The sequence below is a fragment of the Candidatus Rhodoblastus alkanivorans genome, from assembly GCF_022760755.1.
Taxonomy (GTDB): domain Bacteria; phylum Pseudomonadota; class Alphaproteobacteria; order Rhizobiales; family Beijerinckiaceae; genus Rhodoblastus; species Rhodoblastus alkanivorans.
This window is the reverse complement of the sequence record NZ_JAIVFP010000001.1, coordinates 3,314,353-3,328,439: the sequence shown is the minus strand read 5'-3', so window position 1 is coordinate 3,328,439 and position 14,087 is coordinate 3,314,353. Positions and strand designations below refer to the sequence as shown.

Below are 14,087 nucleotides of genomic sequence, written 5' to 3'. Positions count from 1 at the left end.
ATGGATCGGACGCCGACCGACGCCCGCGCACTGGCGCGCCTGAGCCCGCGCGAGCGCGCGACGTTTTTCGCCCGGCTTGACGCCGATGAACTGGAATCACTGAAAACCCTGTGGCCCTTCTGGGCGCGGCCCGAGCAACTCGCGCCGCCGGGCGACTGGGTCTATTGGCTGCCGCTGGCCGGGCGCGGCTGGGGCAAGACTCGCACCGGGGCGGAGACCGTGCGTCATTGGACGCGCGAATTTTCCCTGGTCAACCTGATCGGCGCCACCGCCGATGATGTGCGCGACGTAATGGTAGAGGGCGAATCGGGCGTGCTGGCGGTGTGTCCGCGCGACGAACGTCCTCGCTACGTCGCGCACAGGCGGCGGCTGGAATGGCCGAACGGCGCCAGAAGCCTGTTGTTTTCCGCCGAGGAGCCGGAACGGCTGCGTGGCAAGCAGCATATGAAGCTCTGGGCCGACGAACTCGCCGCCTGGCGCTATCCCGAGGCCTGGGACCAGGCGGTGTTCGGTTTGCGGCTTGGCGCGAAACCCCAGGCGATCATCACCACGACGCCGCGTCCGACCAAACTGATGCGCGAGTTGCTGGCCGACCCACTGACCATTTCGACCCAGCATTCGACCTATGAAAACATCGGCAATCTGGCTGAAAGCTTTTTGGCTCGCGTCGTGCGCAAATACGAGGGCACGCGATTGGGGCGCCAGGAATTGCACGCCCATATGCTGCTCGATGTTCCGGGCGCCCTGTGGACGCGCGAGATGATCGAGGCCGCCCATGTCGCCAAGGAAGAGGCGCCGAAGCTTGGTCGCATCGTGGTGGCGCTGGACCCGCCCGCGACCTCCGGCGAAAACGCCGACGAATGCGGCATGATCGTCGCCGGGCTGGCGGCGGACCGACAGGTTTTCGTGCTCGCCGATCTGTCCCGCCGGGGCGAGACGCCGCTCGGCTGGGCGACGCGGGCGGTGGCGGCTTTGCGCGATTTCGCCGGAGATTGCATCGTCGCCGAAGTGAATAATGGCGGCGAGATGATCGAGACGCTCATCCGGCAGGTGGACGCCAAAGTCGCTTTCCGCGCCGTGCGGGCGTCGCGCGGCAAGTTCACGCGGGCGGAGCCGGTGGCGGCGCTCTACGAGCAGGGCCGGGTGCGCCATTGTGGAACTTTTGCTCGGCTCGAAGACCAGATGTGTCTGATGACGCCGGATTTCGACCGGGCGCGCGCCGGTTTTTCGCCCGACCGGGTGGATGCGCTGGTTTGGGCGGTTTCCTCGCTGGTTTTCGAACAGGAAGCGGGCGCGGCTCTGTTTGAATTTTACCGCAGCATGACGGCCGATATGAGCGGGCGGACCTGACCGCTGCCGCGCCGAGACAATTCACTGGAGTTCATCATGACCGAACGCGGCGCGGGCCTGCCTCGCTGGACCCTTTCGCCTGTCGAAATCACCGCGCGCTATGGCGGCGTCGAGGGCGCGGCCGATTGGTTTGGCCCGTCGGCGCCGCAGGCGCCGGGCGCGCCGGCGGATGTCGCCGGGCGGCAGTGGGATTTTCCCTCGGGCTACAACCTTGCCACGCGCACCCGCAATTTCGAGGCCTTTTCGTTCTCAGATCTGCGCACGCTGGCCGACGCCTATGATTTGCTGCGTCTGGCGATCGAGACGCGCAAGGATCAGATCGAGCGCCTGAACTGGACGATCCGCCCGAAGTCGGGTCTGATCGCGGAGTCCGCCCAGATCGCGCGCGTGGAAAAGTTCTTCCAGAGCCCGGACGGCGCGCAGGATTGGTGCGCCTGGATGCGGATGATTCTGGAGGATCTGTTCGTGATCGACGCGCCGGCTTTGTGGTGCGAACGCGACCGTGGCGGCGCGTTGCTGGCGCTGCATGTGCTAGACGGGGCGACAATCAAGCCGGTGCTCGACGCCTGGGGCCGCACACCGCGGCCCTTCGTGCAGAATGGTAGGCTGGTGTATCCGGTCGCCTATCAGCAGATTCTCAAAGGGCTGCCAGCGGTCGATTATTCGGCGCGCGACATTCTCTATCGTCCGCGCAACAGGCGCGCCCATCGCGCCTATGGCTATTCGCCGGTCGAGCAGGTGATGGCGACGGTCAATATCGGCCTGAAGCGGCAGTTGCATCAACTGACCTATTTCAGCGAAGGCAATGTGCCGGAGAGCCTGATCGGGGTGCCGGACGGTTGGACGCCGGATCAGATCAAGAATTTCCAGGATTATTGGGACCTCTATTTCACCGGCGATCTGGCGCGCCGGCGGCGGGCGAAATTCGTGCCCGGAGGCGTCGCAAAAACTTTTATTCAGACCAAGGAGCCAGAGCTCAAGAACGCGTTCGACGAGTGGATTGCGCGCGTGGTCTGTTTCGCCTTTTCGATCTCGCCGCAGCCGTTTGTCAATCAGGTGAATCGCGCGACCGGCGAGACCCAGAAGGAAACCTCCGACCAGGAAGGCTTGCTGCCGATTTTGGCCTGGGTCAAGCGTCTGTGCGACCATGTGATCCAGAATCTGCTGGGTGCGGACAATCTGGAATTTGTCTGGCGCCACGAGCCGACCATCGATCCGACGGTGCAGCGGGAAAATCTGGTCGCTTATGTTAGCGCCGGGATGATGACCCGGCGCCGCGCGGCGGAGATTTTGGGCGAGACCCTTCCGGACGATCCGATGGCCGATGTGCTCGCGGTGACCACGGGGCAGGGCGTAGTGCGGTTGGGTGGCGATTTGGCGCAGTGCGCGGCGGTGAAACGCTTCGACGTTGAACCCGCGAGCTTCGGTAAGTATAGTCCGGAACAGCCGCGCGGCAGCGATGGGCGGTGGATCAGCGCGGACGATTCACAAAAACCCGTCGACCAAAATTCGCAACCGAACGCTCAAGGCGGTGATCGCCAACCGAACACAAAAATTGAAGTTGCGGCGACAACAAAAAATTATGATTACGCTTGCAAGGTTTTGGGCCTCGATCCAAAGGAGGCGTCAAAAGCTTTACATGATGCGAAGGCACATGCGAATTTGTCGGGTGCCGATAACTGCCAATTGGTCGTGTCCCGGCGCGTGGTGTAGGACGCGGGGAGAAAGCCGCTTGCGAAGCGCGCTTTTCATAGCGCCGTAGCGAGCGAGCGGCTTTCGGCGGCCACCGACGATTCTCCGGTTAAGTTCGGGTTGCAACACACCAACGCAACCGAGGAACCACCGATGACCGACGAGATGATGAGCCTTCGCGCGCTTGTGGAAAAGGCGCCCGACACGGATTTTCTGCGCGAGATGATCGGCTTTGCCGCCGAGCGGCTGATGGAACTGGAGATCGGCGCGCTGACCGGCGCCGCCCACGGCGAACGCAATCCCGCCGCGCGGCTTGCCCAGCGCAACGGCTATCGCGATCGCGATTGGGAGACGCGCGCCGGCGCGGTTGAACTGCGCATCCCGAAACTGCGCAAGGGCTCGTACTTCCCGAGCTTCCTTGAGCCGCGCCGGATGGCGGAGAAGGCGCTCGCCGCCGTGATCCAGGAGGCCTATGTGCAGGGCGTGTCGACCCGATCGGTCGATGAACTCGTCAAGGCGATGGGCGGCTCCGGCGTTTCGAAAAGCCAGGTGTCGCGCCTGTGCGAGGAGATCGACGAGAAGGTCCAGGCCTTCCTCACCCGACCGCTCGAAGGCGAATGGCCCTACGTCTGGCTCGACGCCACCTATGTCAAAGTGCGGCGCAACAACCGCATCGTCTCCACCGCGGTGATTGTTGCGATCGGCGTCAACGCCGACGGCAGACGCGAAGTGCTGGGCATGGACGTCGGCCCCTCGGAGGCGGAGACCTTCTGGACCGAGTTCCTCCGCAAGCTGCGCCGGCGCGGCCTTCGCGGGGTTCAACTTGTGATTTCGGACGCCCATGAAGGCGTCAAGGCCGCTGTCTCCAAGTTGATGAACGCCACTTGGCAACGCTGCCGCGTCCACACCATGCGCAACGCCCTCGCCCACGCCGGCAAGAGCGGGCGGCGCGTCGTCTCCGCCTTCATGGCCACCGCCTTCGCGCAGGACAGCGCCGAAGCCGCGAAGACGCAATGGCGCAAGGTCGCCGACCAGTTGCGCCCAAAACTGTCCAAGCTCGCCGGTTTCATGGATGAATCCGAGGCCGACGTGCTGGCCTATATGACCTTTCCCAAGGAGCGCTGGCAAAAAATACATTCGACCAACGGCATGGAGCGTCTCAACGGCGAGGTGAAACGCCGCACCGAGGTCGTCGGCATCTTCCCCAACGACGCAGCCATCACAAGGCTCGTAGGCGCCATCCTGCTGGAGCAGAACGATGAATGGGCGGTGCAGCGCTGCCGCTACATGACGCTGGAAACCATCGCCAGCTTGAGCGATGATGCCACCGTCGGACTGCCCGCAGTGGCCGTCTGACCAACCCGGCCCATGCCGGAAAACGCGGTGCAAGGCCAAGCTTCAGCTACACCACCGCCGGGGACACGATCCTGCCAATTCGACCTCGACAATGGAGATATTTGTTTCAACGATGAATGGATCGGAAACCTTCATGGCTGAAACCAAGGTAAAATCCGTCGGAAACCACGAACCTCCGACCTTCAAAACGAGCCTGCGGCTTTGGAGCGATCACGAACCCTTGAAACCTGTCGTTCATGCTTCAAAGCTACAATGGAAGCATTTTTACGTCAAAGGACAGACGATTCCCGCTCAAGGCCGAGCGCCGGCGCGTATCGCTTCTCGGAATTACGCATGCAGTGAGGATGTAGAATACGACAATATCGAACATATAGCGCCGGGGCTGGCGCAATGGCTGGATGAAATTGAATGTCGAGCGCCGTCCATTACCGCGCTCGCCAAAGCGGGCAAGATTGAACCGCTTCTGTGGGTCGCGATCTTCGGCCGAGATCAAGTTGCTACGCCTGTTCTTCCGGCGGAACTCGATGCGCGAGCCAAACAAGCCGGCTTCAAAATCCTGATCGAGAATTATACGGTTATGGATGAAGAAACTGGCAATCCAGCCAAAAGGTTTTTCGGCGCCAAGGGCTAAGAAAACGCGCGGCCAGCGAGACCCAAAAGGACAGCGCCGACCAGGAAGGCCTGCTGCCGATTTTGGCCTGGATCAAGCGGCTGTGCGACCATGTGATCCAGAACCTGCTCGGCGCCGACGATCTGGAATTCGTCTAGCTGGAATTCGTCTGTCGCCATGAGCCGACCATCGATCCGAAGGTGCAGCGGGAAAATCTGGTCGCTTATGTCAGCGCCGGGATGGTGACCCGGCGCCGCGCGGCGGAGATTTTGGGCGAGACGCTTCCGGACGATCCGATGGCTGATGTATCGACGGTGATGACGGCGTTGGGGGCAACGTCGCGCGGCGACGGAAAGGCGAAATCAATTGAGAATGGCGTCGAGCGCCGTCACGAGCTTTGCCGTCTGTTCCGCCGCGCCAATGGTGATCCGCAAAAAATCCTCAATGCGCGGGGCGTTGAAATGGCGCACCAGTACGGCGCGCTCGCGCAAGGCGCGGGCAAGCTCTGCGCCTTTGGCTGTCTTGTGGCGGGCGAAGATGAAATTGGCGCTCGACGGCAGGATGTCGAAGCCGAGTTCGCTCAGGCGCGCGGTCGCGTTTGCGCGCTCGGTGACGATCTGTTTCAGGCTGTGCTGGAAGTAAGCCTCATCCTCGACCGCGGCGACAGCGCCGGCGACGGCGATGCGGTTGAGGGGGTAGGAATTAAAGCTGTTTTTGACCCGTGAGAGGGCTTCGATCAGTCTAGATTGGCCCAACGCATAGCCGACGCGCAGGCCCGCGAGCGCCCGCGATTTGGAAAACGTGCGCACGACGATAAGATTTGGGTTGTCGGAGATGAGCGGGATTGCGGTCTCGCCACCGAAATCGACATAGGCTTCATCGACGACCACCGGGATGTCGGCGTGCTGTTCGAGCATGCGGGCGATGTCGCCGCGCGATATGGCGACGCCAGTCGGCGCGTTGGGATTGGCGAGTACGATCGCGCCCGCGCGGTTACGCCGATAATCATCGATTCGGACGCACATGTTTTCATCGAGCGGGACCGTTTCGTAGGCGATGTCATAGAGCTGCGCCCAGACCGGATAGAAGCTGTAGGTCACGTCAGGAAAGAGCAACGGTTTTTCGTGCTTGAGCAGCGCGAGGAAAGCGTGGGCGAGCACCTCGTCCGAGCCGTTGCCGACGAACACGTTTTCCGGGCGCAGACCGTGATAGGCGGCCAGCGTTTCGCGCAGAGCGTCGGATTCTGGCGCGGGATAGAGACGCAGGGAGTCGTTCGCGGCCTCGCGCATCGCTTTGAGCGCGCGCGGCGAGGGCGGCAGTGGGCTTTCATTGGTGTTGAGCTTCACCAAGCCCTCGATACGCGGCTGCTCGCCGGGCGTGTAGGGGCTCAAGGCTTTCGCCTTAGCGCTCCAGAATTCCATGTTTCAGCGCCTTTTCCTGCGCCCGCGACGGGCGCGCGCCCGTCTTTAGCAAAATTTCGGACCACCTGGCCAGCCTCGTCAAGACCGGGGCTGGCGCAACCCAGTGAGGAGCGCGGAAGCGTGTCAGACCCGTTGCAAATGTTCATACCCCTGCGCAAGGCGGACGCCGCCCGGCGCCTGATCTACGGCTATGCCACAGCGGAACTGCCGGACCGGGCCGGCGAGATCTGCGATTACGCCAGCACCAGGCCCTATTACGAGAAATGGTCGGAGGATTTCGCCAAGGCCTCCGGCGGCAAGAGTTTTGGAAACTTGCGCGCCATGCATGGCAAGGTGGCGGCGGGAAAGATTTCGGCGATCACCTTCAACGACGACGCCAAGCGGATAGAAATCGCCGCCAAGATCGTCGACGAGGACGAATGGCGCAAGATCGAGGAAGGCGTCTATACCGGCTTCAGCCAGGGCGGCGCCTATGTGAAGCGCTGGCCCGACCCGGAGAATCCTGAACTCACGCGCTACACTGCGTCGCCGAGTGAAATTTCGCTGGTCGATCTGCCCTGTCTGCCCGAGGCGAGTTTTGAGCTGGTCAAGGCCGACGGGGCGACCGAGCGGCGCGCCTTTTCCCCGCCGGCCGAGAAAACGGAAGGTCAACCGCAGAACTCCGCATTGCGGGACTGGCTGGTCGGCAATGTGAACAGCGACATCGACGCCGCGGAGACCATCGCCGATTTCTTCGCGGCGCTGGACGCCGACCTCAACGCGGACCCCGTTCACGATGCGCCATTGACTGATCTGCTCGCGCGACTGAAGGCCCGTTGTGTCGCGACGCTGCAACCGGCGGCCGCGCAAAAGGCCGCGGCGCTCGACCTGCGGCTGCAAAAGCTCGCCAGCGACGGCGAAACCGCGCGCCGGACGGCCGCGGAAATCGCGTCGCAGATCGCGGCGCTCAGTGAGCGCGTCGGCGCGCTCGAAGCCGCGCCGGCGCAGCCCGTTCATCTGCCGGGCTTCACGCCGGTGTCCAAATCCGCGGAGTCCGGCCTCGACGATCTGGCCGCCGAACTCGCGCGCCTGTCGCCCGAAAAGGCCTCTCTCGTCCTGATCAAGGCCGCCCAGACCCAGCCGAAACGATTCGGCTGAGTCTTTCCGTTTTTGAATCCCAACAGAGAAAGCATGTCCATGACCGCACAACAGAACGCGCTGGAATTGACTCAGGCGATCCGCAAGGCTCAGTCCGCGCCCTTGTTCGATCCGCGTTTCGCCAGCCTGGAGAAATCCACTTTCGCGCAGAGCGCTTCCGCCACTTCGGGCCTGACCTATTATGATCTCGAAGCCGGCGCCAAGCTGCTCTATCCGGTCCTCACCCCGTTGCGCAATTCGATCCCGCGCGTGTCGGGCAGGGGTGGCGTGCAGGCCGCCTGGCGCGCGATCACCGCGATCAATTCGACCGGCCTGCGCATCGGCGTTTCCGGCGGCAATCGCGGCGCGGTCCAGGCGGACACGACCAAGGATTTCGTCGCCACCTACAAGGGTATCGGCATCGAAACCAATGTCGATTTCGAGGCCCAGTACGCCGGCCAGAATTTCGACGACATTCGGGCGCTCGCCGCGCAGACCGGTCTCGAAGCGCTGATGATCGGCGAAGAGGCGATGATCCTCGGCGGCAATACGTCGCTGGCGCTCGGCGCGACCGCGACCCCGACGCTCGCGGCCTCGACCAGCGGCGGTTCGCTGGCGGCCGGGACCTGGTCGGTGATCTGCGTCGCCCTGACCCTCGACGGTCTGATGAATTCTTCCGTTGCGACCGGCGTTCAGGCCTCGATCAGCCGCACCAACGCCGATTCCTCGGTCGATACGTTCGGCGGCGGTGCCGCGCAGAAATCCGCCAGTGCCACCGTCGCCACCACCGGCTCGACAGGCAGCGTCACAGCGAGCGTCGCCGTCAAGTCGGGCGCTTTCGGCTACGCCTGGTATTGGGGCGCGGCCGGTTCGGAGACGCTCGGCGCGATCACCACCATCAACAGCGTGGCGATCGCCGCCGCGGCCACCGGGACGCAGACTGCCGCTTCGCTGCCTTCGGCCGACTGGTCGGCCAATTCGCTCGCCTTCGACGGTCTGCTCACCCAGGCGTTGCTGCCGGGGGCCGGCTCCTTGGTGACCGCGCAGCCGACCGGCTCGGCTGGCGTCGGCACGCCGCTGACCGGCGACGGCGCGGGCGGCATTGTCGAGATCGAGAATGTTCTCAAGGCGAACTGGGATCTCTATCGGCTCTCGCCGGACGAGGTCTGGGTGTCGTCGCAGGAGGCGAACAATATTTCGAAGAAGATTCTCGCCGGCGGCGGCTCCGGCGCCCAGCGCTTCATCTTCGACTCCGAGCAGGACGCCATCGGCGGCGGCGTCATGGTGACGACCTACAAGAACAAATATTCGCTCGCCGGCGCCAAATCGCTCGACATCAAGATCCATCCCAACATGCCGGCCGGCACGATGCTGTTCCTGACGCGCAGGCTGCCCTATCCGCTGGCCAATGTCGGCAATGTGATCCAGGTCCGCGCCCGGCAGGATTATTACCAGATCGAGTGGCCGTTGCGTGCGCGCCGTTACGAATATGGCGTCTATGCCGACGAAGTGCTGCAGCATTATTTCCCGCCAAGCATGTCGGTCATCACCAATATCGGCAATGGCTGACGTCTGATTGGCGCCGCCTCCCGACGAGGCGGCGCCCGTGCTTTTCACGACGGAGTTGCGACATGAAATATCGGGCGCCCGAGGGCGTGACCGCGCTGTCCTGCGCGGGTGAAACCATTGCGCCGGACGAGGCGGGACGGTTCGAGGCCGCTGACGAACTGGCTCATGAACTCGCCGCGCATGGCTGCGTGGTCTGCGCCGAGGCGGCACCCGGCGAGGACGCGGCGCCCGTTCGGCCAGCGCGCGCGCGGGCCCGCGCCGAGAAGGCGGACTGACCGTGGCGCAAGGCGATCTCATCTCACTGGCGCAGCTCAAGGCGCATCTCGGCGTGCAATCCAACGGCGACGATTTCGTTCTCTCGGTTCTGATCAGCCAGATCAGCCGCGCGATCGCGGCCTATATCAATCGCCCCTTCATCTGGCCGCGTGATGTCGTCGACGCCTTCGATGGCAACGGGCGCGACCGGATTCAGCTGCGCCATTGGCCGGTGATTTCGGTTTCTTCCGTGTCGATCGACGGGCAAGCGGTTCTTCAGGCGGCCACGCCGCAAAGCGTGGGGTGGCTGCTCGAGCCCTCGGATCTGGAGCCTCCCGGCGCGATGCAGATGGTGATGTTGCGCGGCGGCGTCTTCATGCGCGGCTGGCAGAACGTCTCGATCGCTTACCGCGCAGGGTATCAGGTGAGCGGCGAGGCTGTCGTCGTCCCGTCGCTCGCGCCGTTTTTCGTCCAGGCGGCGCAGCCCTTTGGCGCCTTCGTTTCCGACATGGGCGCAACCTATGCCGACGGAGCCGCGCTATCCTGCGTTCCGGCTAATCCGGGGGCGGGTCAATATGTTCTCGACGGCGGCGGCGGCTACTACTTTTCGGCCGCCGACGCCGGGCGGTCCCTTCTCCTGAACTATGGCTATGCGCCGTCGGACCTGGCGCTGTGCGCGCTTGAATGGGCCGCCGACCGCTATCGTTATCGGGAAAGGATCGGCATGACGTCGAAGAGTCTCGGCGGTCAGGAGACCACGGCTTTTCGTATTTCCGCCATGCCGGATTTCGTCGCGATGGCATTGCGCAATTTCGCCCGCATCATCGCGAATTGACCGATGTTCGAACTCAGCCTCAAGGGCGCTTCGGAGCTTAGGGAGCGCTTCGACGAACTTCCCGACGCTCTGCGCGCGGCCCTGACCGACAAGGTCGAAGTCCTCGCCAGAGCGCTTTATTCCGAAGTCGTCGACGTCAATCTGAGCGGCGGCGTTCTGAACGCCCGCAGCGGCGCCCTGCGCGACTCCATCCAGATGAACGTCGAGCCACAGGATTTGCGGATCGACGCGGAGATATTCGCTAATGGCGACGTCCCCTATTCCGGGATTCTGGAATATGGCGGCAAGACCTCGGCGCATGAAATCCTTCCCGACAAGGCCAAAGCCTTGTCGTTCCTGATGAACGGAAAGCAATTTTTCGCGCGGCGGATTCAGCATCCCGGTTCGACCTTCGCGGCGCGCGCCTATCTTGGCTCGGCGCTCGATGAGCAGGGCGACGACATCGTTCAGGGCTTGCAGGAGACCGTGTTTGCGGCAGCCGGAAAGCTGAAGGATTCCTCATGACCAACACCCGCGAGGCGATTATGGCGGCGCTGTGCGCCTGTCTGGCGAAGGCGCAATTCGCAACGCCGATCAATGGATGCGACACATGGGCGATGCTTTCGCGCCGGGTGAAATTGTGGAGCGATGTGGCGGCGGCGGATCAGCCTGCCCTGTTCGTCGGCGAGCATGGGGAAAACGTGGCCTATGCCGGCGATAGTTTCCCGAGCAAGACGACGCTGAATGTGGACCTGTTGATCTACACGTCGGCGGGACGCGATCCGGACAGTACGCCGGCGCGCGATTTGAACGTCGCAATCGAAGCCCTGATCGCGACGCTCGCGCCGGACCCCAAGATCGGCCGGCAAACGCTTGGCGGCCTCGTCCAGTCCTGTCGGGTGGAGGGGCGGGTCATCAAGGATCCTGGCGACCTCGACGGGCAGGGCTTCGCTCTCGTTCCCGTGAAAATCCTGATCCCATAACGCTCTGACGCAGACGCAAAAAATCGAGGAGTTCACAATGACATCGCCCACGGAGCAATCCGAGCGTCTCGGCCCGAAAATCGAAGCGGAAATCGAGTCCTGGTTTGTCGAGGCCATCCATCATTCACCGGTCTCTCGCGCCACGGAAATTTTCAACCATGTCCGGGTCGCGGTTGACGCCTTGAAGGCGCGGCTGGCCGGCCTTCTCCAGGAGCACTGATTCATGTCGAACACCACTTCCGTCGCCTTCGGTTCGGGCGTTTTGATCGCCACGCCGTCGGGCCCCAACGCCACGCCCGTTCAGTTCGGTTCGTTGCAGGACATCTCGATCGACATCAGCTTTTCGTCGAAACAATTGTTCGGCCAATATCAGTTCCCGATTGCGCTGGCGCGCGGCGAGGGCAAGATTTCCGGCAAGGCGAAATTCGCCAATATCGACGGCCCCTTGTTCAACAATTGCTTTTTCGGCCAGAGCCTGAATCCGGGCCAGAAATTGTGGGCCTATAATGAGGCCGGCGCCGTTCCTTCGTCTGCGTCCTACACGTACAGCGCCGCGAACGCGGTAAATTTCGACGAGGATCTTGGCGTGGTCTATGCGGCGAGCGGTCTCGCCCTGGTCAAGGTCGCCTCGGCGCCCGCCGTCGGCCAGTACAGCGTCGCCGGGGGCGTCTATACGTTCAATTCCGGCGACGCTGGCAAGGCGGTGCTGGTGTCCTATTCCTACACCCAGACGAGCGGAGGCTCGCGCGCAGTGATCTCGAACAAGGTCATGGGCACCGCGCCGACATTCCAGATCGACTTCTATCAGACCAATCCCAATGTCGCCGGCGCGCAATGGTCTTTGCGCCTGTACAATTGCGTGTCGAGCAAATTGAGCATCGCGTCGAAGATGCAGGACTTCGCCATTCCGGAACTCGATTTCGAGGCGCTGGCCAATTCGGCCAACGCCATCGGCGAAATCAACACGGCGGTCTGACATGCGGCCGGATCCGAAAATCGATTGCGCGCGCGCTCCCGTCGTCGCTCTTGGCGGAGAGGAATTTTTCGTTCCAACCCTGGCCTTGCGTCAGGCGCGCTTGGTGGTGCCGGGCCTGCTGAAACTCATGCCGCGCCTCAATGCGGTGCAGGCGCGCATCGCGGCCGGCGATCCGCTCGGCGCGACCCTGATCGACCAGGACGACGTCGAATTGATGATTGATGTCGTGCATTGCGGATTGACGCGGGCCTATCCCGATTTTTCCCGCGACGATCTGCTCGACCGCGAGGCGGCGTTCCCTGAACTCGTGGCCGCGCTTGGCGTGATCGCGAGGCAAACGGGGCTGTTCGCGGCCCCGGAAGCGCAGGCGCCGGGGGAGTAGAAATCGACGATCCGGACTTCGACCGGATCGTCGCCCAATATTGCCAGATGTCGGGGGAAGCCTGGACCGACGCGCTGGAAAGTGAGCTGACCTTTTCGCGCATTGTCGCCCGCCACGAATATTGGCGCGACAACCCGCCGCCGTCCGCCATGCTCATGGCGATTGCGGCGGGGCTTGGCGTTTGGGAGCCGACGCGGCGCGCGACAGCCGACTCCGTCGCGACCTTGCGCGGACTCTTCCCGTCTGGACAGATCTGACGGCGCCTCTGGCGCGAAAAGAGGAATGGGATGGCTCAGTCCAACGTTTCGATTTCCTTTGGCGCGGACGCTTCCGATTTTCTCGACGGCGTCGCGCGCGTATCGGCGTCGCTCCAGTCGTTGCCGACCGGAGTCAACCAGGTCGCCGCCGGTCTCGCCAAGACATCGCAAAGCTTTTCCGCCTTTGGCGCGGGCGCGGCCAATGCTCTCGCCAAAACAGGAGAGGCGTCGCGCGAGGCCAGTGCGTCTCAGCGGGACGCCGCGCATGCAAGTCTCGCTGAGATCAACGGTGAGATTTTCGCCGAACGGCTCGCATTTTCGGAAAAGAAATCGCTTTATGACGCGCTGTCCAGGCTGAAGATTGTGAGCGCCGACGAACGTCTGGCGGCGACCCAACGGGCGCTGGCCAGCGAATATTCGGCGGAAAAGGCGTTGATTGCAAGAGAATTGCAACTCGGCGACCTGAGCGTGCAGCAACGCGAGGATATCCAGAATCGGAACCTGGCGCTCGACGCGAGATATGCGCTCGAAAGCCAGAAGATCATGCTGCAATCGGTCCAGCAAATGGTCGGACCGATGGGCCGCGTCGTGGATTCGATGGCGTCCTCGTTCGCGTCCGGTTTGACAGGCATGATTTTTCATGCCCGCACGCTCAATCAGGCAATGGCGTCGGTGGCGCAGTCCGTCGTTTCGCATTTCATTCGCATGGGCGTTGAGGTCGTCGCCGATTGGGGGAAGCGGCAGATCGCTCTCGTCGTCCTGTCGCAGACGGCGGAGAGTCAGAAGACAGCCGCCGCGCTCAGCGGCGCGGCCGCGCGCGAGGGTATTGCGGGTGGCGAAGCGACGAGCGGGCTCGCGTCGATCATCGCCAATGCGATCAAGTCGATCACGGTGTCGGCCGGTGAAGCGGGCGCAGGAGCAGCCGCCTTCATGGCGCCTTTCATAGGTCCCGGAGCGGTTGCGGAAGGCGCAGCGGTCAAGGGCGCGGTCCTCGCGATGGGGGCTTATGACATTGGCGCCTGGCAGATCGACCAGGATCAGATCGCGATGGTCCACCGCAATGAGATGGTCATGCCCGCGGCCGAAGCCGGCGCCTTCCGCTCAATGCTTACCAATGCGGCCAATGGCGGCGCCGCCGGCGCGGCGGGCGGCGGGGACACGCATGTTCACTTGAATGTCAGCGCGCTCGACGCCGGCTCGGTGAAAAGCTGGCTGTCGAACAATTCGCGGCAGATCATGAAGGCGCTCGATGGCGCGGTGAGGAACGGCGACCATCTGGGGCTTCGCCGGCTCGCAACGGGTTGAG

General features: G+C 63.2%; 17 protein-coding genes. 15 read left to right on the top strand and 2 right to left on the bottom strand.

Features of this window, described 5'->3' with window-relative positions; translation table 11 throughout:
• The 4 genes from K2U94_RS15450 (at position 1) to K2U94_RS15435 (ending at position 5,029) form a co-directional block, all read left to right on the top strand.
• Positions 1–1,350, top strand: coding sequence for a DNA-packaging protein (locus K2U94_RS15450; RefSeq protein ID WP_243068056.1), 1,350 nt, complete (start codon positions 1–3; stop codon positions 1,348–1,350).
• Positions 1,351–1,632: 282 nt separating this feature from the next.
• Positions 1,633–3,063 carry a phage portal protein gene (locus K2U94_RS15445; protein WP_243068055.1) on the top strand — a complete coding sequence of 477 codons (1,431 nt, stop codon included), beginning with the start codon at positions 1,633–1,635 and terminating at the stop codon, positions 3,061–3,063.
• A 132-nt stretch (positions 3,064–3,195) separates the two neighbouring features.
• A complete protein-coding gene (locus tag K2U94_RS15440; RefSeq protein WP_243068054.1) occupies positions 3,196–4,398 on the top strand; it encodes an IS256 family transposase in 1,203 nt (400 codons plus the stop codon).
• Between the two features lie 133 nt (positions 4,399–4,531).
• Complete coding sequence (locus K2U94_RS15435) at positions 4,532–5,029, top strand: hypothetical protein (protein WP_243068053.1); 498 nt, start codon at positions 4,532–4,534, stop codon at positions 5,027–5,029.
• Here K2U94_RS15435 and K2U94_RS15430 read toward each other — a convergent pair.
• Together K2U94_RS15430 and hisC are read right to left on the bottom strand one after the other, a co-directional pair.
• Positions 5,026–5,187, bottom strand: coding sequence for a hypothetical protein (locus K2U94_RS15430; protein WP_243068052.1), 162 nt, complete (start codon positions 5,185–5,187; stop codon positions 5,026–5,028). The genes K2U94_RS15435 and K2U94_RS15430 overlap by 4 nt on opposite strands.
• Before the next feature lie 183 nt (positions 5,188–5,370).
• Positions 5,371–6,429: a histidinol-phosphate transaminase gene (gene hisC / locus K2U94_RS15425; RefSeq protein ID WP_243068051.1), complete on the bottom strand. Its 1,059-nt coding sequence runs from the start codon at positions 6,427–6,429 to the stop codon at positions 5,371–5,373.
• Between the two features lie 120 nt (positions 6,430–6,549).
• Between hisC and K2U94_RS15420 the strand changes: the two genes are divergently transcribed.
• The 11 genes from K2U94_RS15420 to K2U94_RS15370 all read left to right on the top strand — a co-directional run bounded on the left by K2U94_RS15420 (position 6,550) and on the right by K2U94_RS15370 (position 14,086).
• Positions 6,550–7,566: a hypothetical protein gene (locus K2U94_RS15420; RefSeq protein ID WP_243068050.1), complete on the top strand. Its 1,017-nt coding sequence runs from the start codon at positions 6,550–6,552 to the stop codon at positions 7,564–7,566.
• Positions 7,567–7,605: 39 nt separating this feature from the next.
• Positions 7,606–9,114 carry a hypothetical protein gene (locus tag K2U94_RS15415; RefSeq protein ID WP_243068049.1) on the top strand — a complete coding sequence of 503 codons (1,509 nt, stop codon included), beginning with the start codon at positions 7,606–7,608 and terminating at the stop codon, positions 9,112–9,114.
• Between the two features lie 62 nt (positions 9,115–9,176).
• Positions 9,177–9,389, top strand: a complete 213-nt coding sequence (locus tag K2U94_RS15410; RefSeq protein ID WP_243068048.1) for a hypothetical protein — start codon at positions 9,177–9,179, stop codon at positions 9,387–9,389.
• 2 nt (positions 9,390–9,391) lie between these two features.
• Positions 9,392–10,204, top strand: a complete 813-nt coding sequence (locus K2U94_RS15405; protein ID WP_243068047.1) for a head-tail connector protein — start codon at positions 9,392–9,394, stop codon at positions 10,202–10,204.
• 3 nt (positions 10,205–10,207) lie between these two features.
• Positions 10,208–10,708 (top strand): hypothetical protein, encoded by a 501-nt coding sequence (locus K2U94_RS15400; RefSeq protein ID WP_243068046.1) that lies wholly within the window; start codon positions 10,208–10,210, stop codon positions 10,706–10,708.
• Positions 10,705–11,166, top strand: a complete 462-nt coding sequence (locus K2U94_RS15395; RefSeq protein WP_243068045.1) for a hypothetical protein — start codon at positions 10,705–10,707, stop codon at positions 11,164–11,166. Before K2U94_RS15400 ends, K2U94_RS15395 begins: the two co-directional genes overlap by 4 nt.
• 37 nt (positions 11,167–11,203) lie before the next feature.
• Positions 11,204–11,386, top strand: coding sequence for a hypothetical protein (locus K2U94_RS15390; protein ID WP_243068044.1), 183 nt, complete (start codon positions 11,204–11,206; stop codon positions 11,384–11,386).
• A gap of 3 nt (positions 11,387–11,389) precedes the next feature.
• On the top strand, positions 11,390–12,142 hold the full coding sequence (locus tag K2U94_RS15385) for a hypothetical protein (protein WP_243068043.1): 753 nt from the start codon (positions 11,390–11,392) through the stop codon (positions 12,140–12,142).
• 1 nt (position 12,143) lies between these two features.
• On the top strand, positions 12,144–12,524 hold the full coding sequence (locus K2U94_RS15380; RefSeq protein WP_243068042.1) for a hypothetical protein: 381 nt from the start codon (positions 12,144–12,146) through the stop codon (positions 12,522–12,524).
• Positions 12,525–12,571: 47 nt separating this feature from the next.
• Complete coding sequence (locus K2U94_RS15375; protein ID WP_243068041.1) at positions 12,572–12,781, top strand: hypothetical protein; 210 nt, start codon at positions 12,572–12,574, stop codon at positions 12,779–12,781.
• Between the two features lie 30 nt (positions 12,782–12,811).
• Complete coding sequence (locus K2U94_RS15370; RefSeq protein ID WP_243068040.1) at positions 12,812–14,086, top strand: hypothetical protein; 1,275 nt, start codon at positions 12,812–12,814, stop codon at positions 14,084–14,086.
• The last annotated feature ends 1 nt before the right edge of the window (position 14,087 follow it).